Origin of the sequence: Deinococcus deserti VCD115 (assembly GCF_000020685.1) — a bacterium.
Classification (GTDB): domain Bacteria; phylum Deinococcota; class Deinococci; order Deinococcales; family Deinococcaceae; genus Deinococcus; species Deinococcus deserti.
In genome coordinates, this window is the sequence record NC_012526.1 from 662,129 (window position 1) to 685,547 (window position 23,419).

Consider the following 23,419-nt stretch of genomic DNA (forward strand, 5'->3'; position numbering starts at 1 on the left):
TGAAAGGCGGGCCCGTCAGGGCCCGCTTTTTTTGGTGACCACGCGGCCCAGGCTTGGAGTCTGCGTGTGCAGCATTCCGTTCGCACGGTTCTGGCCGGGGGAAACTGGTTCACTGGCCAAACGTTGGACTCAATTCATTGAACGTCCGTTCAAAGAATGGTAGCTTGCGTATATGACTGCACCTTCTGCCTCCCGTCTGTCCCTGGGCATTGTTGCCCTGGGCGCCTATACCCCCGAGCGCATCGTGCGCAACGAGGATTTTGAGGCGCGTATGGACACCAATGCCGCATGGATCGAGAGCCGCACCGGCATCCGTGAACGCCGCTTTGCCGCCGAGCACGAGTACACCTCCGACATGGGGGTGCGTGCGGTTCAGGACATGCTGCGGCGTGACCCGCAGGCCCTGACTGACGTGGACGCCATCATCTGTGCAACCGTCAGCCCCGACGCGCTGATGCCTTCTACGGCCGCATTGATCGGCATGCAGGTTGGTCTGGTCGGCGCGGCGGCCTTTGACCTGTCGACTGCCTGCAGCGGCTTTGTCTACGGCCTGAGCGTGGCGTCCGGGCTGATCCATGCCGGTACGGCCCGGCGGGTACTGGTCGTGGGCGCTGAAGTGCTGAGCAAGATTGTCGATCAGGATGACCGGGGCACCGCCATTCTGTTCGGCGATGGCGCCGGAGCTGCCGTTGTGGGCCCGGTGCCGGAGGGTTACGGCTTTCAGGACTTTGTGCTGGGGGCCGACGGCAACGGGGGCTCGAGTCTATACATGCGCAGTGTCGCCAAGCAGCTGCCGGGCGGCTTTGCCATGGGCGATTTTACCGGCATGAACGGCCGTGAAGTGTTCAAGTTCGCAGTACGTGTGCTGGGGGACAGCGGAACCCAGGCCCTGGAGAAAAGTGGCCTGACCACCGCTGACGTGGACTGGGTCATTCCACATCAGGCCAACGTGCGCATTATCGAGGCGGCCATGGAACGGTTCGGGCTGCCCATGAGCAAAACGATCATCAACCTCGACCGCTATGGCAACACCTCCAGCGCGACGGTGCCGCTGGTCCTGCGTGAAGGGTTGGACGACGGCCGGATCCGTGACGGACAGCAGCTGCTGCTGATTGCCTTCGGCGGCGGCCTGAGCTGGGTGGCCGGCACCATGAAGTGGTGGGGCGGGGCGCCCAGCCTGCAACCAGACAGGGCCGCAGAGCACAGCGCCGGGGTGCAGGGATGAGTGCTCAGCCCAGAATCGCGGCCCTGTTTCCTGGCCAGAACTCCCACTCTGTGGGCATGGGCGCCGATATTGCAGCGGGTTTCCCAGTGGCCCAGGAGCTCTACAGCAGTCTGGACAGAACACTGCCCGGCCTGCGCGCCCTGATTGAGCAGGGCCCGCTGGAAGACCTGACCCTGACCGCCAATCAGCAGCCGGCCCTGGTGGCCGCCAGTGTTGCCGCCTACCGTGCCTGGCACTTGCAGACGGGCCTGACGCCGGTGGTGGCTGCCGGACACAGCCTGGGAGAGTACAGCGCCCTGGTGGCCGCCGGGGTACTGGATCTTCACGACGCCCTGCGCCTGACCCGGCAGCGTGGGGAACTGATGCAGCAGGCTGTGCCAGTCGGAGTGGGCGCCATGAGCGCGGTGATGGGTGACCCGGCTGCTGTCCAGGAAGTCTGCGCATCAGTGGCCGCCCAGACCGGGCAGGTCGTGCAGCCGGCCAACTTCAATGCACCCACTCAGACGGTCATTTCCGGTGACAAGGCAGCTGTGGAAGCCGCCGCTGCCGAGCTCAAGAGCCGTGGCCTGAAAGCCATTCCCCTGAAAGTCAGCGCGCCGTTCCACTGTACGCTAATGGGTCCTGCGGCTGAGGGGCTGGCACCTGCCCTGCGCTCGGCGGCCTATGGGGCCTACGCCTTCCCGGTGGTGGCCAATGTCACCGCTGAGCCGGGTGAGGCCCCTTCGGTCACAGCAGCGCTGCTGGAAGAACAGATCACAGGCGCAGTCCGCTGGGTAGACACGATCCAGGCTTTGCACAGCATGGGCGTCGACACCTTTATTGAGTTCGGTCCGGGGACGGTGCTGACCGGTCTGGTCAAGCGCATCCTGCCTGAGGCCCGTACCCTGAATGTGGGGACAGCCGAGCAGATCAGGACCTTTTCTCTGTGAACCTGGGCACCACCCAGGGCCTGCGTGACGGCCTGCTGGAAGTTCAGGAGACCGTCAGCGACTACGTCCGGGGTCTGAGCGACCCGCAGTTTACGGCTGGAACGGCCGAGCGCTGGTCTCCGGCACATCACCTTGACCACCTGTACCGCTCGAACACTCCTGTGGCTGCCGCGCTGGGCATACGTGAGCGCTTGCCGTATGTAGCGCCGGACCAGCAGAGGCGTTCATTCGGAGAAGTGCAGGCGGCTTACCGGACCCGACTGGCTGCGGGCGCCCAGGCCAGTGGCCGCTTTCTTCCAGAACCCGCAAATGATCTCGGGGTGCAGCTGGAGCTTTACCGTGGCAGTCTGAAAGCCCTGCACGAGCAGATGCAGGGTTGGTCAGACGATGAGCTTGATGCCCGGGGCATGCCGCATCCGGCGCTTGGTGTGCTGACAGCGCGCGAAATGCTTTACTTCACCATTGAGCACAACCTTCATCACCTCAGGGGTATGCAGGCCCGATTGGAGCAATCATGACTGAACCGCAACAGACCACGACCTCAACGGGCAAGGTTGCCCTCGTGACCGGAAGCAGCCGCGGCCTGGGCCGCGCTATGGCCCTTGAGCTTGCCCGCAGCGGCTTCTCGGTGGCTATTCACTACGGCCGCAATCAGGCGGAAGCCGAGAAAGTGGCCGCTGAGGCCCAGGGCTTTGGCGTGCAGGCCGAGGTGTTCGGCGCTGACCTGACGGCCCCGGCCAATGCCTCGGCGCTGGTCGACCAGGTAATTGCCCGGATGGGCCGCCTGGACGTGCTGGTGAACAACGCCGGCATCACGCGGGATACCCTGGCCATCCGCATGAAGGATGAAGACTGGGACGCCGTGCTCCAGACCAACCTGTCCAGCGCCTTTACCGCGAGCCGCGCGGCAATCAAGCACATGATGCGGGCGCGTGCGGGTCGCATTATCAACATCGCTTCGGTGGTGGGGCTGATGGGCAACCCCGGGCAGGCCAATTACGTGGCCAGCAAGGCGGGTCTGATCGGCCTGACCAAGGCTCTGGCCAAGGAGTACGGCGGGCGGGGTATCACCGTGAATGCTGTCGCACCTGGTTTTATCCAGTCGGATATGACAGCCGAACTGAACGAGGACACCCGAAAAGCCTACCTTGCCGGCATTCCCCTGGCCCGTTTTGGTCAGCCGGAGGACGTTGCGGCGCTGGTTGTCTTTCTGGCCAGTGACGCGGCGGGATATATCACCGGCCAGACCATCGGTGTGGACGGCGGGCTGTACCCGCACTGAGCACGGGTGGCTGAACATAGGTGCTGGGCACAGATACCTGCCTGGGAAGCAGCTGGTACGACGTCTCCGTCAGGCATCTGCACACCCCGCAGGCACAGCACCGGCACGGTCTCGAATTGAACCCTGTCCACTCTGGCGCCGCTTCGGCGCGCCACACGTGTAGACTGGCGCAGACTTCAATGCAGGAGGTACCAAGCATGGCAACTTTTGATGATGTGAAAGACGTGATTGTAGACAAGCTGGGCGTAGACGGCGACAAGGTGATGCCGGAGGCCCGTTTCGTGGAGGACCTGGGTGCCGACAGCCTGGAGACCGTCGAGCTGATCATGGGTCTGGAAGACAAGTTCGGTATCACCATCAGCGACGAGGACGCCGAGAACATCCGTACCGTTCAGGCAGCCATCGACTACATCGAAAGCAAGCAGTAATCGCGCACCCTGCGCCTGTCGCAGGACACTGAAGGCAGGGGTGGGATGCGGTGAAGGCCGCGCCCACCCCTGTCTGCGCGGCAAGGAGGACACATGAGCGTTGCAGGCTTGAAACGGGTGGTGATTACCGGCCTGGGTCCGGTCACACCCATCGGGACAGGCGCGCAGGCGTATGCCGAGGCGCAGCGCGCGGGCCGCAGTGGCGTAACCCCTGTCACCCACTACGATCCCAAGAATGTTGCCAGCAAGATTGCCGGCCAGGTCAATGATGATCTGACCCCCTGGATCGACGTACGGGAAGCGCGGAAGCTGGACCGTTACGTGCAGCTCGCCCTGGTGGCGGCTGATCTGGCGGTCAAGGACAGCGGCCTGAGTGAGGAAGAACTGCGCGGGGAGCGCACCGGCACATTGGTCGGCAGTGGAATTGGAGGCATCAAGACCTTCGAGGACCAGTCGCGGGTGATGTTCGAGCGCGATGCCAGCCGCATCAGCCCGATGTTCGTGCCCATGATGATCGCCAACATGGCCACCGGTCATGTGGCCATGCGCTACGGCGCCACTGGCCCCAGCAGCACGGTCGTGACGGCCTGTGCTACCGGCTCCGGCGCCATCGGTGACGCGGCGCGCTATATCCAGCTGGGTCTGGCTGACCTGATGATTGCCGGGGGCACCGAGGCGGCTGTGACCGAGCTTGCCATGGGGGGCTTTGCCAATATGAAGGCCCTGTCCACCCGCAATGACAGTCCTGAAACGGCCAGCCGGCCCTTCAGCGCGACTCGCGACGGCTTCGTGCTGGGCGAGGGCGCTGGGGTGGTCATTCTCGAAGAGTACGAGCATGCCGTAGCACGCGGTGCGACCATCTACGCAGAGCTGGTGGGCTACGGTACCAGTGCAGACGCGCACCACATCACGATGCCGGCTCCCGAAGGACGCGGTGCCCAGGTGGCTATGCGCATGGCCCTGGCCACTGCCGGTGTCAACCCGGAGCAGGTGGGCTATATCAATGCCCACGGCACCAGCACGCACTTCAATGACCTGCACGAGACGCAGGGCATCAAGCAGGTGTTTGGTGAGCATGCTTACAAGCTGGCCGTCAGCAGCACCAAGTCCATGACCGGGCATCTGCTGGGTGCAGCCGGCGCCATTGAAGCGATTGCTGTATCCCAGGCGCTCAAGGACGGCGTCCTGCCTCCCACAATCAACCTGACGGATCCTGATCCGGAGCTGGATCTGGACTACATCCCCGAAGGTGCCCGCGAGCAGCAGGTGGAGTACGCCCTGAGCAACTCCTTCGCGTTTGGCGGTCAGAACGCCGCGCTCCTGTTTAAGCGCGTTTAAAAGTCACGCAAGCCGCCTGAGGGCGGGAAAGGATTCCTTCAGGAGTCTTTTCCCGCCCTCCTCAACTTCGCTAGGAGCAGGGCCGGGGGGCCACTAGACTGGCCACCATCCCCGGCCCTGCTTCAGTCAGGGTCAGACCCTTTACTCCAGCGCTATGCGAATTGCGCGTTCTGATCAGGCAGGTGCGTTCATGCTCGAAGCTCCCCAGACCAGGCCCAAGCCAATAAAGTCCGCCCCAAAAGACCCAGTCCAGGGAAAGACAGCAGGGCCACCGCCGCGCAAATCAGGAGCCAGGCCGCCGGGCAACAGTGTCAAGCCCGGGAAGGCAACGGTTCAGGCTACACCCAAGCCGGTCAGAACTGGCGCCAGGCAAGCACCCAAGGCCTCCGCTGTCCAGGGCCCGCAATTGCCTCCCGGAAACGCCAGCAAGCCCCAACTTGATCTGCGGCCTCAGCGCGGCAGTCCTCCTCCGGCAGCCAAAGGCATCATGGGGCTGTTCCGCGACAGGCTGACAGAGCTGCACAAATCGGCCGCCGGCAAGCGCCTGACCAGCGTGATGGATGGGGCCAGGAAGACGGTCGTGGCCGCTGCAAAGTTCGCCCGTAATCCAGTCAAGGGAGTGGCAGAGGGCGCTTCGGCCATAGGCCGGTACGCGGGCGGCAAAGTCACGCAGTTCAAGAAGTGGTACGCCACTCCAGAGGGCAAGGCCAAGTTCTGGAAGGGTGTGGCCTTGACTGCCGTGGGTGTGGCCACAGTCGCGACTGGGGGCGCTCTGACGGCCCCTGCACTGGCGCTGGCGGCTGGAATCAGTGCAGGTGGTGGCGTGGCTGCCAGGGTCGTCGAGAACAAGGTTTTCAACGCGGCAGCGGCAGCCAAGCAGAAGAACGACCGCAAGTATCAGTACAAGGCAAAATCCACCTTCGAAGGCGTCACAGCCAGAAGCGTAGCTATCGACGCCGTGGTCGGGAGTGTAGGGGGCCCGGTCTTCAAGTTCGCAGGCAAGGCCCTGGTCGGTACTGCCGCCGCGCTGGGCAAGGGAGCCCTACCGGCAGCACGTGGCCTCGCGCAACTGGGAGCCGCTGCGGCCCGGGGAAGTGGGCGCGCCACTGCCAGGCTGGCAGCCAGGATTGTTCCGCGAAGTGTGCAGAAAATCTTTGCTCAGGTGGGCCGGTTGGCCAGGAAGAACGTCGCCCAGCCCATCCTGAAGGGTGGCCGGGGTCTGGCCGCTGGAGCGCGTAAAGTGGCGAGCCGGACAAGCAAGGGACTCAGGGACACTAAAAACGCTGCTGTCCGGGGTCTGACCACGGCCACTGCCGGACCACGCGCCGCCATGACGGCTGCCCAGCGCAAGGCGGTCCGTTTTCTGGTGCGAGAAACGCCCAACCTCCGCAGGATTGCCCGGCAGACACCTGCGGCCATCCGGGAATTCGTGCAGACACGGGTGACGGCGGCGCGCCGCATGGACCGCCGGTTGCTGACGCGTTTGAAGTTGCAGGTCCGCCGCAGCCCCACCGTCAAACTGGCCCGCACTTTCAAGAATGCGGTGGACACTCTGGGCAACCGGCTGAGCAAAAATGTGCTGGTCAGGGGCAAGGTTGCCCTGGCAGACGGCATTGACGCCCTGAAGGCCCGTGTGGGCCAGAAGGTCAGCCAGACCAGTCTGGCCCGGCACGCCCGCACCTCTGCCACGAAGATGTCCAGCCACCTTGACGACATCGTCGCGCGAAATCCCGATGGACACTTCAGCAAAGCGATCCTGGAGTTCCGTACCAGCGGTACGGCAGTCCGCACCCACCTGAACAAGGTCTGGGGAGAGGCGAGCCAGGGGCTGAACAAGGATCTTTCGCGCCTGCTGGGACGCCATGGGAGTGTGCAGGCCGACTTCAGGAATCTGGCGGAGCAGGGAAACCGGGCCCTGTATGAGCAGGAGGTCGCCGCAGCGCGGACACTGGCGACCGACCGTCTGCGGCGGAAAATCGAGCAGGATACGGAAAGAGCCCTGCTGGCTCAGAGGCCTGTTCCTGGTGTACAGGTCAATATTGAAGCTGTCCGTGAGCAAGCCAGACAGGCTGGACAGAATGCGGTCAATCAAGCGAGTGACCGCCTCACACGGGAGGCCGAGACGTTCGTGGCTCGTCATCCCTCGACGGTGTTGGAAGAGGCGGCGCTCAAGACCCAGGCACTGGAAGAATCGGCTAAGGCCGCAGAGTATTACTTCGGTAAGAATGCTGCCGGTAAAGGGCTGCTGGAAAGAATGGGCCTGGCTCTGACCGCGCCTGCCCGGGCTCCCATCAACGAGCGGCTGGAGAGATACACCAAGATTGCGCAGGCCATGCGCAGCAGTACGCCGCTGGCGTCTACGGCCCTGATCGGCGTGGACACCGTGAATGAGGCCCTTGCAAAAGGCATTCAGACTAACCTGGAAAATCAGCTGAAGGACAAGGTAAGTGATCTCAAGGGCACAGGCACTGAGAAGAAGCCCAAAAAAGCCACAGAGGAAGATGGTTCTGTTCTGGCAAACGTGCTGGACGAGACCCTGAAAGAACTGTTTGCCCCCTACAGCCTTGAAGAAATCGAAAGCGACATTGCCAAGAAGACGAACATGAAAGGCGGCGAGTAATGTTCGGGCTGTTCAACAGGAAAAAGCCGGAGCCGCATCTTCGGAAAGGCGTTGAGATAGGCGAGATGCGGGATAACGCGTTGAGCACCGTAGCCAGGCTGGCGGAACTGGGTGGGGAGATTCATTCATTCCGGCAGACGGAAAGCGACATGGCTGAGGTTCGCTATAAGGATCTGAATATTCAGCTTCCTGTTGTTGGAAATCTGCTGAGTCTTCGACTTCACACCTCCATCGACCAGTGCAATATCCGCCTATGCAACACGGTTTCTGAAAAAGCCTTTGCTTACCGCTGTATTGATCATGTGTGCACTACCTGTGAGGGCGTCCGCGCCTTTTTCGATCCGCTTTCTGGCGCGCTGACTCTTGGGGTGCAGTCGGCTGGCTTCGACGAGCAGTTCCGTGCCGATACCCTGATTGATGTTGCCCTGTTCATGCTGGAAGAAGGCGTGATGGAAGCGCGCAAGTACCTGGGGCTTCCTTTCACGGAGGCAGAACGGCCCCGCGTGACCCAGTGGCAGGGAGGTTTCCATTACGGCGAGGGCTTCAGAACCTTTGCGACCGCGACCGAGGCCTTTGCCCATTTCATGGAAAGGAAGTATCAGTCCCGCGAGGTGACCCGCGACGCGACCTCGATCCTTCTGGAATCCGGGCCAGTGCAATATGACGTCAGGTTCTTCGGTTGGCGTTTCGGGTACATGGTGACCACCGCGACCCGCGGGTTCAAACACGCCTACACGGATGACGAGCGCTATGTGAGTATTCAGGAACGTCTGGCATGCCCAGTACAGTCCAGGGAACCGCACAGCGAGCTGACCTGGAACTTCCGGTCCCCTGAACTTTCGGCCATCGCCTACTTCCAGCCCGACGGCACCTTTGTGCTCGGCGAGTATGGCTTTGGCAATGTCAACACCGACAAGAATGGCACTGTTTTTGAGCGAGTGGCAGGCGCCCAGATGCTGAACGTCAAGTTCATGACATTCCTGGCAGAGGAACTTCCAGATGAACTCTACTCCGATGAATCGAACCGGCCCAATTGAAGGTGAATGTATGACCGAGCAGAAGGCAGTTAAAGTGGCCCGACCCCGTTCCAGGACTGCAGTCGTCAAGGAAGCAGTGTCTCCAATGATTGCCCTGAGAACGATGCTGGAAGCCCATGGATTTTCAGTTCAGGACGACCCAGAAGTGGGACTGTCGTTCATGTTTGAGGGCGGGCAGTATTATCTGCCGTTACAGAGCGGCGATCAGGAGTTCTATCACCTGCTGTTCCCCAACTTCTGGGCGCTGGATTCGGACGAGGAATATGGCCGCGCTTTGTTCGCCTGTGACGCTGTTAACCGGGAGGCGAAGCTGGTTAAGGTCCACACGGCCAAGTCCGATGTGTGGGCTGGTGTTGAAGCCCTGCACGCCTCTCCTGAAGCCTTTATCGCGCAGTTGCCCCGGTACCTTGTGTTGGTGCAGGAAGCGGTCCGGGCCTTTCGTGAAGTAATGCTAGCGGCCCTTGAGGAGATCGAGGTCGCTGCAGGAGTATCCTGAGCGTCACTTCAAGCGGACAGAGGTGGACAGCCACGGACTGACACCCCCTCTGTGGCGGCCCTGAGGCCGTCAGGCACGGACTGACATAGCGGTGACTGCCTCCGCGTCTCATGTCAAGGAGCCATGCCTGTGAACCTCGAACAGCCTGCTGACCATGTTGCCCATTCAACGGCGCCGAAAGGACAGAGCACAACAGATTCGTCCTCCACAGTGGAGGACGACATGCCAGAGAAAGAGGGGCAGCTCCGGACACACAGCACAGTGGCCAATCCTCAGAGCCGCTTTCTGAACCGAGAACTGTCCTGGCTGGCGTTTAACGAACGGGTGCTTGCCGAGGCCCGGGACCGGCGCAACCCGCCACTGGAACGCCTGAAATACGCGGCGATCTGCGGCAGTAACCTCGACGAATTTTTTATGGTTCGCGTTGCCGGGATTCACCGCCAGATCGCGGCCCACGTCAACATTCCCAGTCCTGATGGTCTGCTGCCGCGTGAAACGCTGACGCTGGTGCGCCAGCGTACGCACGGCATGCTACGTGGAATCGAGAAGGCGACCCGCAAGATTCTGCGTGACCTGGCCGACGAGGGAGTGAAGCTGATCCGGGTCAGTGAACTCGGCAAGCAGGCCCGCGCCCAGCTGCGCGAGCATTACCTGACAGAAATCCAGCCGGTCCTGACCCCGCTGATTGTTGATCCCAGCCATCCTTTTCCATACCTCAGCAACCTGAGCCTGAATCTGGCAGTGCTGCTCGACGCCGGGGAGGGCGAAGACCCCGACTTTGCCCGCGTGAAGGTGCCTGTGGGGGTCCTCCCACGAGTGGTCATGGTCGGAGACTCTTTGTTGATGCTCGAGGACGTGATCGCGGCGCACATCGGTGATCTGTTCAAGGGTCGGCAGGTGATTGCCACGTATACCTTCCGCGTTACGCGTAACACCGATTACGAGTTTGAAGAGGAGGAAGCGGAGGACCTGCTGGCCACCATTGAAGATGGCCTGCGTCGGCGGAGGTTCGGGTCCGCCGTGCGTCTGGAAGTCATCCGCGAAACTCCGCAGGAGATCATCACGTTTTTGCAGGCGAAGCTGCGTCTGGCAGCCGAGGATGTTTTTCTGCTGGATGGGCCACTGGGAACGGCCAACCTGATGAACCTGCCGGTTCACCGCCCGGATCTGAACTTTCCTGAATTCACACCAGGAATGCCTGACCTGGACGGAGACGACGAGGATGGCCTCTTCGAGACTCTGCGGCATGGCGACGTGATCCTGCATCACCCCTACGATTCGTTCGCCAACGTCCTGAATTTTGTTGAGGAGGCCAGCCGGGACCCCCAGGTTCTGGCGATTAAACAGACGCTGTACCGGACGGGCGATGACCCCAGGTTGCTGGGAGCCCTGCGCACCGCAGCAGAGAACGGCAAACAGGTGGTTGCGCTGATCGAGCTTAAGGCCCGCTTCGACGAACAGAGCAATATTTCCTGGGCCCGCAAGCTTGAGCATGCCGGGGCGCATGTGGTGTATGGGGTTCCGGGGCTCAAGACCCATGCAAAAGTGACCCTGATCGTGAGGCGTGAAGTCGGCGGGCTGCGCCGCTATGTGCATATCGGCACTGGAAATTACAACCCCAAGACCGCACGCCTCTACACCGACCTCAGCCTGCTCAGCGCCGACGCAGGCCTGGGCGCTGATGTGGCTGAGCTGTTCAACCACCTGACTGGGTATGCCGAGGCGCAGTACGAGCACCTGCTGGTGGCTCCAGATACAGCTCGCCGTGGCTTCGAGGCCTTGCTGGAACGTGAGGCCGACCATGCCCGTGCTGGCCGCGACGCCTGGGCCCGGATCAAGGTGAACTCGCTGACTGACCCGCAGATGATTGAAGCTCTCTACCGTGCGGCAGCAGCCGGGGTAAGAATTGAGCTGGTCCTGCGGGGAGTGTGCTGCCTGCGTCCCGGGGTTCCAGGCCTGTCGGAAACCGTGCGCGTACGCAGTCTGCTGGGCCGCTACCTGGAGCATGCCCGCGTGTATGCCTTCGGTAATGCTGGCAGCCCAGAGGTGTACTTCGGCAGTGCCGACTGGATGAGCCGGAACCTCGACCGACGGGTCGAGGTTGTGGCACCCCTGATGGATGACCGCCACCGTGAGCAGGTCCTGGCCATTATGGACACCGAGTGGGCCGATACCCGCGGTTCCTGGGAGCTGTGTACTGACGGCGAGTACGAAAAGATCATGGGAGACTTCAGTGCACAGGAAGCGTTTGCCAGCGCACGGCATTCACCCTGAGCCGGGTGCAGGTGAGGAGCGAGCCTGGCTTTATGGGGCATGTCAGACAGATGAATCCGGGCAGGGGAGATAGAGGCGAGTCAGGCTTCATTAGAGCCTAAAGCCTGCGGCTTACCGCCTGATGAAGCAATTCAGGGCACAACCTGGTTCACCTTCTGGAAGAAGCGCAAGCCGGGAACTTAGGCTCTTCGTCTCCGCATCATCCTGGGAGGTCAAGACCAGATTCGGCCTTCTGTATCACGCTGTCTGGCCTGCCTGTGCAGCCAAAGTTCAGGGTGCCACTGTGCTTTCCCAAAGTAAAACAAAGGACAGCAGAAACGCCCGGGTGCATGCACCTGGGCGTTTCTGTCTGGTCCCGGCTGGGACCGATGGGGATTATTCCCCCTTGGTTTCGTTGGTTTCGGGAGCGTCGTCCTTCTTGTCGCTGCCCAGACCGAACTGCGCGAACAGGTCGGCGTACACGTCACCCAGCTTGGTGCTGATCTTGCCACCCTGGCTGGCGTCCTTGGCGTTGTAGGCGTAGTCCGCACCGCCGCCACGGCCACCGCGTCCACCGGGGCGCCCGCCACCGCCACCGCTGCTGTAGCGGTCGCTGCGGCTTCCGCCACCCTGGCTGACGAAGTCACGGTTTCCGCCGCCCTGCGTAGGCAGCGGGCCACCGCCCAGGAAGCGGCGACGGCTCAGGCTGGCACGCTGCTCCACAGGATCGATGTTCAGGATGACGGCTTCGATCTCGTCGCCCTTCTTGAACAGATCAGCGGGGTTGTTCACGCGCTGCGTGTCGAGTTCGCTGATGTGAATCAGACCTTCGATGCCCTCTTCAATCTCCATGAACACGCCGAAATCGGTCATGCCGGTGATCTTGCCCTTGACCTGGGTGCCGGGTGGGTAGCGGTCAGGCAGCGCGCTCCAGGGATCGTCGGTGGTCTGACGGATTCCAAGGCTGATGCGGCGGTCCTTCGGGTCTATGCGCAGGATGACGGCCTCGACCTCGTCGCCTTCCTTCATGACTTCGTTGGGGTGACGCACGCGCTTGGTCCAGCTCATTTCGCTGACGTGGACCAGACCTTCCAGACCGCTTTCGAGCTCCACAAAGGCGCCGAAGTTGGTGAGGTTGGTGACCTTGCCGTTGACCTTCTGGCCAATGCTGTAACGCTCGGTGGCGCCTTCCCAGGGGTCCTGGGTCAGTGCCTTCATGCTCAGGTTGATGCGCTCGCGGCCGTCATCGACGTCCAGCACCTGTACCTGAACCTTTTCGCCCACCTTGACCACGTCGCGGGGGTGGTTGAAGCGGCCGTAGGTCAGCTCGCTGCGGTGAACCAGACCGTCGATGCCGCCCAGGTTCACGAACACGCCGAAGTCGGTAATTTCCACGACCTCGCCTTCAAACTGCGCGCCGGCTTCCAGCTGACCAACGGTGGCCTCGCGGGCCTTGGCCTTCTGGGCTTCCATGATCGCGCGGTGGCTGATGATCACGCGGTTCCGCTTGCGGTTGAGCTCGATCAGCTTCACCTGCAGCGGTTTGCCCACGTAGGGGTCGAGATCGTTGACCCGGCGGGTGTCCACCTGGGAGGCGGGCAGGAAGGCACGGATGCCCTCGACCTGCGCGACGAGACCGCCACGCACTTTTTCCAGCACGTCCACCTCGAAGGCTTCGTCGGCTTCCTGCATCTTCTCCAGGACGCGCCAGCCCTTGTCCTGATCGGCGCGCTTCTTGCTCAGCACGATCTGGCTGTTGGGCAGGTCAACGCGCACGACGTACGCCTCGATGGTATCGCCGGCCTTGTACATCTCCTGGGCCTGTTCCAGCGTGACGGGCTCGTCGCCGATCTGGTTGAGGGGAATGACGCCCTCGACCTTGGCGCCGATATCCACGGCAATGCCGTCCTGACCGATGAAGACGATGGTGCCGTCCACGATGTCACCACGGGAGACGCTCTGGTGCTCCTGCGCCGCTTCACTGGCGAGGATGTCCTCCATGGTCATCTCGGGGTACTCGCGCTCCTCGGACTGAGCAGCGGGGGCGGCGACCGGCTTGGTCGTGTCGGTGCCCGTCGTGGGCTGAATCCCGTCCAACTGGGCGGGGGTCTGGGTGTTGTCTTCCATGAACTCCTGTCCTCCTGGCGCGCGGCACTTGGCATACCGCTTCGCCTGCCTGATACCTGCTCGCACGCCACCCCCGGTCTCTCGCTCTGCATGGCCTGGGGTGGCTGCGGCGTGGCAACACCACACTGTAGCACCCTAAGACGAGCAGGGGCAAGGGTAAAGAGCGCGCTGTAAACGCGGTTCATTCCATGTGATGCGGTTTTTGCCCTGAGGCGCGTCGGGGGGGAGGTGTTGACGAGTCCGGGAGGGGCCGCTATACTCCCTCACGCTTCCCCTGTGGAAGCAGTCAGAGTATGCGTTGGGGCATCGTCTAATGGCAGGACGACGGTCTCTGACACCGTTAATCTAGGTTCGAGTCCTAGTGCCCCAGCCAGTCAAGCACCTTCACTTAGCGTGGGGGTGTTTTTCGTTGGTTGACGGCAGCGATGCTTTAGAAAGTAAAGCGTGCCTGTCTGACTTTCGACAAACGTGTGCAGTGGTACGCTTTGCTCATGACAGCGCACACTCCCCAAACGCAGGATTATGACGTCGTAATCGTCGGCGGTGGCCCCGCTGGCCTGACGGCCGCGATCTATACCGGCCGCGCCAGCCTGAGCACCGTAATCCTCGAAAAAGGACTGCCCGGTGGTCAGATCGCTCAGACTGAGGAAGTCGAGAACTACCCGGGCTTTCCGGAGCCGATCCCCGGGATGGAACTTGCCAGCCGTATGCAGCAGCAGGCCGAGAAGTTTGGGGCGCGCATTGAGATGGAAGAAGTGCAGGGGATCACCCGCAACGAGCATGACCCCCACTATCCCTTTACCGTGCAGGGCTACGGAGGCAGCTACCGTGCTAAGGCCGTGATTCTGGCCACAGGCGCCAACCCCAAGCGGCTTGGCATTCCCGGTGAGGAACTGTTCTGGGGCAAGGGCGTGAGCACCTGCGCCACCTGTGACGGATTCTTCTACCGTGGCAAGAAAGTGGTTGTTGTGGGTGGTGGCGACGCGGCCGTCGAAGAAGGCCTGTTCCTGACCAAGTTTGCCGAAGAAGTCACGCTGATTCACCGCCGTGACACCCTGCGCGCCAACAAGGTGGCCCAGGCCCGTGCGTTTTCCAACCCCAAGATGAAGTTCATCTGGGACACCGCCGTTGACGAGATTCAGGGTGAGGATCACGTGACCGGCGTTCGCCTGACCAACCTCAAGACCGGAGAGACCAGCGAGATGAGTACCGACGGGGTTTTCATCTTCATCGGGCATACCCCGAACACGGAGTTTGTCAAGGACACCGTCAAGCTGCGTCCTGACGGCTATGTGGACGTAACCGACGAGATTTACACCAGCGTGCCCATGCTGTTTGCTGCTGGCGACATCAGCGACTACATCTACCGTCAGCTGGCCACCAGCGTCGGTGCCGGCACACGCGCGGCCATGAGCGTGGAACGGTCGCTGGCCGCTTTGGAAGTCGAAACCGAAACCGCTGCTGACTGATTGCTGCCGCTCAGCAAATCTTGAGGAACGCCGCGCCACCATCCGGAGGCCGGCGTTCTTCTCGTATGCTCGGAGCATGCTGCACCTGTCTCCACCGGCCCGCGTCGTACGTAAGGCACGCGGCTACCTGGGCAAGGTGAGCCGCCTGTTACGCAGCCTGCGTGAAACCGACGCCCATCCCGACGATCTCTGGGCTGGAACCTTCCTGACTCCTGAGGAGCGCCGCGTCTACGAAAGCATGGACGCCCGAGACCGGGAGCACGCCTGCCGTGTGGCCCGGCATCTGCTTCGCGACCACCCCGAATCGGACCCGGAAGTCGTGGCCGCTGCGCTGCTACACGACTGCGGCAAGAGCGTGCGGCGCTATTCCCTGATCGAACGGGTACTTGTGGGCCTGATTCCCAACCGGTTTGCCCGGCTGCTGCCTCCGGTAGGAGCCATCGGAATCCGGGCCAGCCACCCCGAACTCGGCGCGAGGCTGCTGGCGCACGCGGGCGCGCGTCCACGGGTGGCGCGGCTTGTGGCGCGGCATCATCACCCGGTTGGAGATCCAGAGGCGACTCTGCTGCATCATTACGACGACCTGGAGTAGAGGATGTGAAGCTGGAAAGGACCTAGGCTGTCTCATTTGATGACGGCCGGAAAGCGTAGTGCGGCCTGAAAGGGAGACAGGCTGTTTCGCCGGAGCTGCTCTGTTGGCCTGACGTCTGTGCAATGACTGGTGTCTGGGAACTGAATAGCCATAAATAACTGAGGCCGCCCCCACAGCTGCGGAGGCGGCCTCGGTTGAGGTCAGTGCTTACTCGTGGTCGTGTGCTCCTGCTGCGTGCGCGTGGCCATGGTCGAGCTCCTCGCTGGTGGCGTCACGCACTGTCAGGACCTTCACATCGAAGTTCAGGGTCATGCCGGCCAGCGGGGGATTGAAGTCCACCGTGACCTTCTCGCCGTCTACCGTCAACACCGTGAAGGGAATGACGCTGCCGTCTTCGGACTGAGCGTAGTAGGTGGCTCCGACTTCGATGTCGTCATCGAAATCTGCGCGGTCGAGTTCGTCGGTGTTGTCCTCGTCACGCTCGCCGTAGCCTTCTTCCGGCTGCACGGTGACCTGCAGGACGTCACCGGCAGTTTTGCCTTCCAGGGCCTTTTCCAGTCCTGGAATAATGTTGCTGTGACCATGCAGGTAGGTCAGGGGCTCGCCGGGTTCGCTCTGGTCGATAACCTCGCCGTCTACGGTGAGCTTGTAATCGAGTTCAACAACCTTGTCCTGGGTGATGTTCATGGCAGTCTCCGTTCCCCGCGCGCCCGGCTAAACCGGGGTGAAAGGTGAGGCCGCGCGGCTGGTGCCTCAGAAGTCTACCCTGTGACCCCGCGCACAGGAGCGCTGCAGGGCCGCCTGCCTTAATCTGCGTCCTTACCAGCCACCTGAAACGACCAGCTCTGACGTCCTTCCGAGGTGTTCAGGCTGACCTGTACCTCAGCCCCGGCAGGGAGAGGATCGCGTGGCAGTTGAACAGCTGCTCCCTGAGAAGCCAGCACTTCACGCCCGGCCTGAGTGTCACCCGGAGAGCTGCCCTGGAACGTCTATGAGGTCAGCAGACACGCAGCCACGGGCTGCCCGTCCACCTTGAGGGCCCCAGCCGACACCGCTACTCCGGGTCCCGCAAGCCGCGCAATCGGCGCCCCGGCAGGTGCACGGTACCGGCAGGCGGGCAGTGGATCCGGCCACTCGTGCCGGGCTGCTTCCCGAAAAGGCGTGACAGTCCCAGGTGCCGGGAAACGAACCGGATACGCGGCCTGTCCGGAAAGCCCCCGCCTCACATCCAGCACCCCGGCTGACTGCATGGTTCCGGCCGGGTCATGGGCCTCGCCGAAGGCAACCTGTTTCAGGCGGGGGTCGAGCAGCTGAGGCAGGTGAAACGGTCCGGTGGCCCAGTACCCCACGGCGCGCTCCGGTCCGGAGTCACGTTGTGACGACACGAAATAGTGGCCATGTGCGCAGGCTTCGCCGGCCGTTGAGTGGTGGGGATTGGCGGGATCCTGGCGGTGCTCGGCACGGTCTGCACGAACCAGATAGCGGGCATGTGCTGAGCACTGCGCGGCCCATTCGTCCTGCCAGCCGACAGGTGGTAACAGGGCCAGGGCCCGGACAGCGTTCAGGCTGACCAGGGCCGCATGTGGTCCCTTCTGCAGTGAAGTGAGAGGGAGGTCGTCGGCAGCTTCCGGCCTGGATGGTGGCGATTGTGGGGGCATGGAGGCCACAGGCCGAGAGACACCGGGGGCCGCCTCTGGATGTCGGGGCGGCGGAGTCTCTGGCGCAGTCTGAACACGCGGTGGCGCCGACCTCACCATGCCCCACGACGCGAAAAAGGTAACATGCCTCAGCCAGCCGGCCCAGCCCATTGCCACCACACCGATCAGAAGAAGTCCTGCTGTCCAGCTCATCGCCCGCAGGGCCCGGCGCCACATGATGTGTTCAGCCTAAGGGGACCGGGCCAGCGCATGGATCATGGCGGCCTCTATGCTGCCTTTATGACCACCACCCACCCGGAAGGCGGGTTTCCCATGTTTGTCAGCGTGCCGCAGGCGCGCGACCTGTTACGTGCCCTGCTGCCGGACCCTGGAACCGAGACCCTGCCCCTGGCCGCAGCGTATGGCCGGACACTGGCCAAAGCACTCGACGCGCGCGTGAGTCATCCGAGCGCCACTGAAAGTGCTCTGGACGGCATTGCCTGCCGGGAGGCAGACACGCTGGCTGCTTTTTCTGAGGCCCTGGTGCGGCTGCGCGTGGTGGGGGAGAGCCGGGCCGGACTGCCGTATTCCGGTGAGGTGCAGTCCGGCGAATGCGTGCGGATCTATACCGGAGCGCCCCTGCCACCTGGTACGGACGCAATCTGCCCGGTTGAACAGCTCGACGACGATGGCCCAGACCATGTGTGCCTGCGCCGCCCGGCCCGCCCGGAAGATGTCCGACATGAGGGGAGTGACTTCTCTGCGGGTGAGGCGGTGATGCCTGCCGGGCTGAGGTTGACGGCCCCAAGACTGGCGCTGGCTGCCGCCCTGGGCCACGCGGAGGTCACAGTCCACCGGGCGCTACGGGTGGCGCTGCTGAGCACCGGCGATGAGGTGGTTGCTCCAGGCGAGCCTCTGGCACGTGGACAGGTTTATGACAGCAACCGGGTGGGGCTGCACGCCATGCTGCGGGAATGCGGCTGTGAAGTGATCCCGCTGGACCACGCGGCAGACACCCCGGCTGCCCTGCAACAGGCCCTGACAGAGGCAGGAGGAGCAGATCTGCTGCTCACCTCCGGCGGAGTCAGTATGGGCCGCTATGACCTGCTGCGCGACCTGCTGATCGGAGAGGGACAGGTGGCATTCTGGAAGGTGCGTATGCGTCCCGGAGGCCCCGCGATTTTGGGTGGCTGGCACGGCCTGCCCATTTTCGGACTTCCCGGCAATCCGGTCAGCAGCCTGGTGGTGTTCCACGTGATCGTGCGCCCGGCCCTGACCGGTCAGCCGCTCCAGATGTTGCGCCTGCGGGCTGCGACAGCCTTCCGGACGCTGCCCGACAAGACTGCATTCTGGCGCGGCGTGATCGACTCCGGAGAGGTCCGGGACTACGGTGCCCAGGGCAGCGGCATGCTGCGCTCTCTCAGCGAGGCCAACGCCCTGGTGGTGGTTCCGGAAGGGCACCCGGTCAATGCTGGCGACGATGTGGATGTGATTCTGCTCTAGCACCTGCTCCTGGAGGGAGGACGTGCTGAGCACTGCAGCACAGCAGGCGCAGCAACGTGGTGGGGCTGTCCCACATCATTGAGAGATCAGGGCTGGGGAATGGTCATGAACTTCCAGGGCGCCGTTGTCATGACAACGACGCCCTGGAAGCAAGCAGGAGAACAAAAGTTCCGGAAGGGGAGCCAATCTGCCGGCGTGCTCCTGAGAAGCCACGAGACGCCAGCTGAGCGACAAGAGGTGCGCTCCTGCTTCCGGTGGCTCCGCCTGTGCAGGACTGTGGCGGCAGGGCCTGGCTGCGACACGTTCACACAGGCAGGAGCACCACGGCCCCACGGCCGGGAACATCGACCTCACCCTGAGCCGCGATCGTGATGATCTGGCCGCTGAGGACATTGCAGTACTTTCCGGGCTGTGCATCGACCGGCAGGCTGGCTGGGGTGGGCGCGCAGTTCATGGCCACGTAAGCGTTGCCTGCGCTGTGCTCACGTGCGAATACCAGATGCTGGCCGCAGGCGTGCGTGACCCGGAAGCCGCCACGTTGTAGGGCCGGGCTGGCGTGGCGCGCAGCAGTCAGCTTACGCGTCAGGTTCAGGGTCACGTGGTCCCAGGTGCCTTCGTTCCACGGAAAAGCCCGCCGGCAGTCCGGGTCAGGTCCGCCAGGAAGGCCGATTTCGTCACCGTAGTACAGGCATGGGGCGCCTACATAGGTCATCAGGAATGTCAGGGCCAGCCGGTGGGCACTGGCGTCCCCGCCCACCGCGCTCAGGTACCGGGCCGTGTCGTGGGAGTCGAGCAGATTCAGCTGTGCCTGCACCACTTCCGGGTGATACATACGCGTCACTTCGGTCATGCGCGCCCCGAAAGCCTCGGCGGTCATCGCGGCAACCAGACCGGTGCCGCTGCGCTCGTTCATGGCATGATCCAGGGTTTCAGCACCAAAAAAAGCCAAGCATGGGCGCGTGAAGTGGTAATTCATGACCCCGTCGAACTGATCGCCAGCCAGCCAGCGGTGGGCGTCGCCCCAGATCTCCCCGACAATGTAGGCTTCGGGGTTCAGGGCCTTGACCCGCCGGCGGAACTCCTGCCAGAAGCTGTCGTCGTCAATCTCGTTGGGCACGTCCAGTCGCCAGCCGTCAATCCCGAAACGGATCCAGTGCTCGGCCACGTCCCACAGGAAATCCCGCACGGCCGCATTGCTGGTGTTGAACTTGGGAAGCGCGCGGTTGCCCCACCACGCCGCGTAGTTGGCCGGACGGGAATCGTCGTACGGGCGCAGCGGCCAGCCTTCAACGTGAAACCAGTCGCGGTAGGCACTGTCCTCGCCCTGTTCCAGCAGGTCGTTGAACTGGAAAAAGCCACGGCTGGCATGGTTGAACACACCGTCAAGCACCACCCGGATACCGCGGGCGTGGGCCGCATCGATCAGCGCCCGGAGCGCCTCGTTGCCCCCCAGCATGGGGTCGACCTGATAGTAGTCATGGGTGTGGTACCGGTGGTTGCTGGCCGACTGAAAGACCGGGCAGAAGTAGATGGCGTTGACGCCCAGACTCTGGATGTAATCCAGCCGCTCCAGTACGCCCCACAGGTCGCCTCCCATGTACTTGTTGAAATGAGGCGTATCTCCCCAGGGCTGCAGGTTGAGTCCGGTGACGCGGCCACTGCGCGCAAAACGGTCCGGGAAGATCTGGTAGAACACGGCGTCCTTCACCCAGTCGGGTGTCAGAGGGTGAGCGTCATGCGTATGGTCCTGCGGGGTCATCGGGCGGCAGCATAGCGGGAACGACCTACAGGATTGTCACGGCGCATGTCTGCTCCAGGCAGACAGAAAGTCCCGCGCTTCCTGGGCGCTGCGTACCTCCCCCAGAGCGGCGGCCTCGGCCACGGCCCGGAGCGCCTCTCCGACGCGCGGACCGGGACCCGTATTCAGCAGGGCCATGACCTCCTGGCCGCTCAGCAGAGGTGGCGGCGGTGCAGGCTGCTCCTCCAGGGCCGCCAGCACCCGGTCCATGCCCTGCGCGTAGGCCCGGCGGCTGGCCGGGCTGCTCATAGGTCCACGGGCCGCCTCGCGGTCAGCCAGCATGAGGCTCAGAAGGTCAGGCAACAGCTCGCGCCGCCTGTGAACGAAGCGCCTTGCCTCGCGCTCCGTGGCTGGCAGCGGCACCATATGTGCGCCCACCAGCGCAGCGGCCCGCCGCACGTCCCCGGCTGGCAGTTTCAACCGGGTCAGGACCGCGCTGGTCAGCTCAGCGCCCAACCTGTCATGCCCGTGAAAAGAGGTGCGGCCTGTGTCGGGGTCGGTGGCCCGAGTCCGTGGCTTGCCCACATCGTGCAGCAGGGTGGCCCACCGCAGCGGCAGGTCTGCGTCCGGGCGCCGGGCCAGCAGCTGATGCAGGGCTTCGACACCATGATCGAACACATCCAGGTGATGGAACCCGCCCTGGAGCATTCCGCGCCCTTCGCGCAGTTCAGGCATGGTCAGGCTCAGCAGCCCCAGGTCTTCCAGTCTCTGGATACCCAGTGCTGAGTTCGGATGGGAAAGCAGGGCGTGAAGTTCGTCACGGATCCGCTCTGCGGCCGGCATCGAAAGGCGCCCAGATGCCAGGGCGGTGGTGACCTCGCGCACCGTCCTCTCGGTTTCGGCTTCCAGACGGAACCGCAGGGTGACCTCGAACCGCGCCGCGCGCCATACCCGTAGGGGATCGGCCCACAGGTTGTCTGCTGAAACCATGCGCAGCTGCTTTGTCCGCAGGTCCTGCTGACCCTGGGCTGGATCCAGCACCTGCCGGTCGGCTGTCAGGGCCAGTGCGTTGACAGTGAAATCACGCCGGAGCAGATCCGCCGTGACCTCTGCGGGAAGCGGCACGAAATCATGCTGGATTTCGCCTGGGGCATGTACCCGCCAGTACCCGCGGACCTCATCCAGGGGGAAGACGGCTCCACCGGTTTCCTGGGCAAGCTGCGCCGCAGCCGCGGCCGGGTCCGGCACGGCCCAGTCAAAGTCCTTGGGAGCGACGCCACGAAGCCAGTCACGCGCCGCGCCACCAACCAGCAGCGCGCTGGGTGGGAATGGAGGCAGGGGCGGGCGACGGCGGAACATGGGCCTATGCTAGCGACCCTTTCGTGCTGTCCCGACCTGGAGCCGTTCAAGGCACCGGTACGGCAGGCACCCAAGTCGGCTGGACAGGCTTCCATGCCCGTCTCAAAGCGGTTTACGTTGCGATGGAGCCCAGGGGGAAACAGCAAAGCTTGCCAGATGCGTTTTGCTCTGCTAAGCTTCCCAGCGCTGAGGGGGCTTAGCTCAGCGGGAGAGCATCCGCTTTGCAAGCGGAGGGTCTGGGGTTCGAATCCCCAAGCCTCCACCACAAGCACGATAGAAAAAACACCCGGCATTCACCGGGTGTTTTTTCGTTGTGGGCTGCTTGTGAGGAGTTGCGGGCGAGTAATGCATGCGGGTCTGTTCCGCCCAGGTGTACCTCCCAGGCACCTGATGACGCACACAAGTTGTGGATTGCCTTTCAAGCACCGTCAGGTTCAGGTGCAGGGCTCCGTGGACAAATGGCGGGCTCCTCAATCTGTCCTGTCTGATGGTGCCGGGAAGCGATTATGAAACTGAAGTGGCCTTTGGAAGGCAAGACGGGGCCCGTATGACGATCAGGTGCACGGCTGACCCCTGGACGTACTGACCTTGCTGGCTGGGGCATGAGCGTTTCGTGCGGTGTGATTCCGAGCTTGTGTTGTTGCCCACGCACTGTTCAGCCTGGAGTGGCCGGCGGGTTTATTGCCTGAGTAAATTCACAGAAAGGTACAGCTGGCGAGAACGCTGGACGTGGGGACCGAAAACCTATTTCCCTTAGTTGAACTCAGCCCTGGTCCGCCACACCCGGTAGGGGGGATAGTCCACTCCTGAGCGAGAATTCTTCTTACGGGCCTGCAGGGTGACCGCCACCATCCCTGCAAAATAGGTCAGCGCAGACAGGTCGAATTCCCCTGCCGCATGGGGCTGGGTATCAAGAATGCAGACCGTCCCGATCCGGAAGCCTTCGGTCATGATGGGGACTCCGGCATAAAACCGAAGTTCCGGCTGTCCAATCACGAAGGGATGTGAAGCTGAGCGGGCATCCAGGCGTGTATCCGGAATGATCAGAACATCGTCGGCAGCCAGCGCGTAGCGGCACAGGGACTGAGTGACCGGCATGCTCTGGAGTTCCAGTCCGACGCTGGCCTTGCAGAACTGACGGGTTCCGTCCATGAAATTGACGAGTGCCATGGGCACGGCGTACAGCTGAACGAGCCCTTCGGCAATCAGATCAAAGGACCGTTCTTTGGGCGTATCCATAATGTTCAGGCTGCGGAGCATGCTGACGCGCTGCTCTTCATGGACAGTGGGGTTCGACTTGCGAGACAGCATCCTGGGTTCTCCTCGAGATAGGTGAAGATCAGCGCAGAGAATGTTGCCCTGACTCAGCGTGGCTCTGAAGGTGTA

The 23,419-nt window shown here is 62.9% G+C and carries 19 protein-coding genes and 2 tRNA genes; 15 read left to right on the forward strand and 6 right to left on the reverse strand.

The window, feature by feature from the left end:
- Positions 1-172: 172 nt before the first annotated feature.
- The 10 genes from DEIDE_RS03270 (at position 173) to ppk1 (ending at position 11,629) form a co-directional block, all read left to right on the forward strand.
- Positions 173-1,225 (forward strand): beta-ketoacyl-ACP synthase III, encoded by a 1,053-nt coding sequence (locus tag DEIDE_RS03270; protein WP_012692531.1) that lies wholly within the window; start codon positions 173-175, stop codon positions 1,223-1,225.
- The gene (fabD, locus tag DEIDE_RS03275; protein WP_012692532.1) at positions 1,222-2,154 is read left to right on the forward strand and encodes an ACP S-malonyltransferase; all 933 of its coding nucleotides are present in this window, start codon (positions 1,222-1,224) and stop codon (positions 2,152-2,154) included. The genes DEIDE_RS03270 and fabD overlap by 4 nt, the downstream gene beginning before the upstream one ends.
- Entirely contained in the window at positions 2,151-2,672 is a 522-nt protein-coding gene (locus DEIDE_RS03280; protein ID WP_012692533.1) for a DinB family protein, read from the forward strand. Before fabD ends, DEIDE_RS03280 begins: the two co-directional genes overlap by 4 nt.
- Positions 2,669-3,436 carry a 3-oxoacyl-[acyl-carrier-protein] reductase gene (gene fabG, locus DEIDE_RS03285; RefSeq protein ID WP_012692534.1) on the forward strand — a complete coding sequence of 256 codons (768 nt, stop codon included), beginning with the start codon at positions 2,669-2,671 and terminating at the stop codon, positions 3,434-3,436. Before DEIDE_RS03280 ends, fabG begins: the two co-directional genes overlap by 4 nt.
- A 197-nt stretch (positions 3,437-3,633) precedes the next feature.
- Positions 3,634-3,864, forward strand: a complete 231-nt coding sequence (gene acpP / locus DEIDE_RS03290; protein ID WP_012692535.1) for an acyl carrier protein — start codon at positions 3,634-3,636, stop codon at positions 3,862-3,864.
- A gap of 93 nt (positions 3,865-3,957) precedes the next feature.
- A complete protein-coding gene (fabF, locus tag DEIDE_RS03295) occupies positions 3,958-5,202 on the forward strand; it encodes a beta-ketoacyl-ACP synthase II (RefSeq protein ID WP_012692536.1) in 1,245 nt (414 codons plus the stop codon).
- A gap of 406 nt (positions 5,203-5,608) precedes the next feature.
- Positions 5,609-7,822, forward strand: coding sequence for a hypothetical protein (locus DEIDE_RS03300; protein ID WP_041227026.1), 2,214 nt, complete (start codon positions 5,609-5,611; stop codon positions 7,820-7,822).
- Between the two features lie 65 nt (positions 7,823-7,887).
- Positions 7,888-8,859 carry a hypothetical protein gene (locus DEIDE_RS03305; protein WP_242402946.1) on the forward strand — a complete coding sequence of 324 codons (972 nt, stop codon included), beginning with the start codon at positions 7,888-7,890 and terminating at the stop codon, positions 8,857-8,859.
- A gap of 10 nt (positions 8,860-8,869) precedes the next feature.
- A complete protein-coding gene (locus DEIDE_RS03310; RefSeq protein ID WP_012692539.1) occupies positions 8,870-9,355 on the forward strand; it encodes a hypothetical protein in 486 nt (161 codons plus the stop codon).
- A 222-nt stretch (positions 9,356-9,577) separates the two neighbouring features.
- Positions 9,578-11,629 carry a polyphosphate kinase 1 gene (gene ppk1, locus DEIDE_RS03315; RefSeq protein WP_083764269.1) on the forward strand — a complete coding sequence of 684 codons (2,052 nt, stop codon included), beginning with the start codon at positions 9,578-9,580 and terminating at the stop codon, positions 11,627-11,629.
- A 375-nt stretch (positions 11,630-12,004) separates the two neighbouring features.
- Here the strand turns inward: ppk1 and DEIDE_RS03320 are convergent, their stop codons facing one another.
- On the reverse strand, positions 12,005-13,735 hold the full coding sequence (locus tag DEIDE_RS03320) for a 30S ribosomal protein S1 (protein WP_012692541.1): 1,731 nt from the start codon (positions 13,733-13,735) through the stop codon (positions 12,005-12,007).
- A gap of 299 nt (positions 13,736-14,034) precedes the next feature.
- Here DEIDE_RS03320 and DEIDE_RS03325 point away from each other — a divergent pair.
- The 3 genes from DEIDE_RS03325 to DEIDE_RS03335 all read left to right on the forward strand — a co-directional run bounded on the left by DEIDE_RS03325 (position 14,035) and on the right by DEIDE_RS03335 (position 15,796).
- Positions 14,035-14,108 (forward strand) — tRNA-Gln (locus DEIDE_RS03325).
- A 118-nt stretch (positions 14,109-14,226) separates the two neighbouring features.
- Positions 14,227-15,204 carry a thioredoxin-disulfide reductase gene (gene trxB / locus DEIDE_RS03330; protein WP_012692542.1) on the forward strand — a complete coding sequence of 326 codons (978 nt, stop codon included), beginning with the start codon at positions 14,227-14,229 and terminating at the stop codon, positions 15,202-15,204.
- Between the two features lie 76 nt (positions 15,205-15,280).
- Positions 15,281-15,796, forward strand: a complete 516-nt coding sequence (locus tag DEIDE_RS03335) for an HD domain-containing protein (RefSeq protein WP_012692543.1) — start codon at positions 15,281-15,283, stop codon at positions 15,794-15,796.
- Between the two features lie 207 nt (positions 15,797-16,003).
- Here DEIDE_RS03335 and DEIDE_RS03340 read toward each other — a convergent pair whose 3' ends face one another.
- Together DEIDE_RS03340 and DEIDE_RS03345 are read right to left on the reverse strand one after the other, a co-directional pair.
- Positions 16,004-16,483 carry an FKBP-type peptidyl-prolyl cis-trans isomerase gene (locus tag DEIDE_RS03340; protein WP_012692544.1) on the reverse strand — a complete coding sequence of 160 codons (480 nt, stop codon included), beginning with the start codon at positions 16,481-16,483 and terminating at the stop codon, positions 16,004-16,006.
- 302 nt (positions 16,484-16,785) lie between these two features.
- Positions 16,786-17,454 (reverse strand): CAP domain-containing protein, encoded by a 669-nt coding sequence (locus DEIDE_RS03345; RefSeq protein ID WP_162485389.1) that lies wholly within the window; start codon positions 17,452-17,454, stop codon positions 16,786-16,788.
- Between the two features lie 279 nt (positions 17,455-17,733).
- Here DEIDE_RS03345 and DEIDE_RS03350 point away from each other — a divergent pair, with 279 nt between their 5' ends.
- Positions 17,734-18,936, forward strand: coding sequence for a molybdopterin molybdotransferase MoeA (locus DEIDE_RS03350; RefSeq protein WP_041227382.1), 1,203 nt, complete (start codon positions 17,734-17,736; stop codon positions 18,934-18,936).
- A 304-nt stretch (positions 18,937-19,240) separates the two neighbouring features.
- Here the strand turns inward: DEIDE_RS03350 and DEIDE_RS03355 are convergent, their stop codons facing one another.
- Both DEIDE_RS03355 and DEIDE_RS03360 read right to left on the reverse strand, forming a co-directional pair.
- Positions 19,241-20,695 carry an alpha-amylase family glycosyl hydrolase gene (locus DEIDE_RS03355; RefSeq protein ID WP_012692547.1) on the reverse strand — a complete coding sequence of 485 codons (1,455 nt, stop codon included), beginning with the start codon at positions 20,693-20,695 and terminating at the stop codon, positions 19,241-19,243.
- 36 nt (positions 20,696-20,731) lie between these two features.
- Positions 20,732-22,033, reverse strand: a complete 1,302-nt coding sequence (locus tag DEIDE_RS03360) for an HD domain-containing protein (RefSeq protein ID WP_012692548.1) — start codon at positions 22,031-22,033, stop codon at positions 20,732-20,734.
- 190 nt (positions 22,034-22,223) lie between these two features.
- Here DEIDE_RS03360 and DEIDE_RS03365 point away from each other — a divergent pair.
- Positions 22,224-22,298, forward strand: a tRNA-Ala gene (locus DEIDE_RS03365).
- A 488-nt stretch (positions 22,299-22,786) separates the two neighbouring features.
- On the opposite strand, the gene DEIDE_RS03370 is transcribed toward DEIDE_RS03365, so the two are convergent.
- Positions 22,787-23,344: a GAF domain-containing protein gene (locus DEIDE_RS03370; RefSeq protein ID WP_012692549.1), complete on the reverse strand. Its 558-nt coding sequence runs from the start codon at positions 23,342-23,344 to the stop codon at positions 22,787-22,789.
- Between the last annotated feature and the right edge of the window lie 75 nt (positions 23,345-23,419).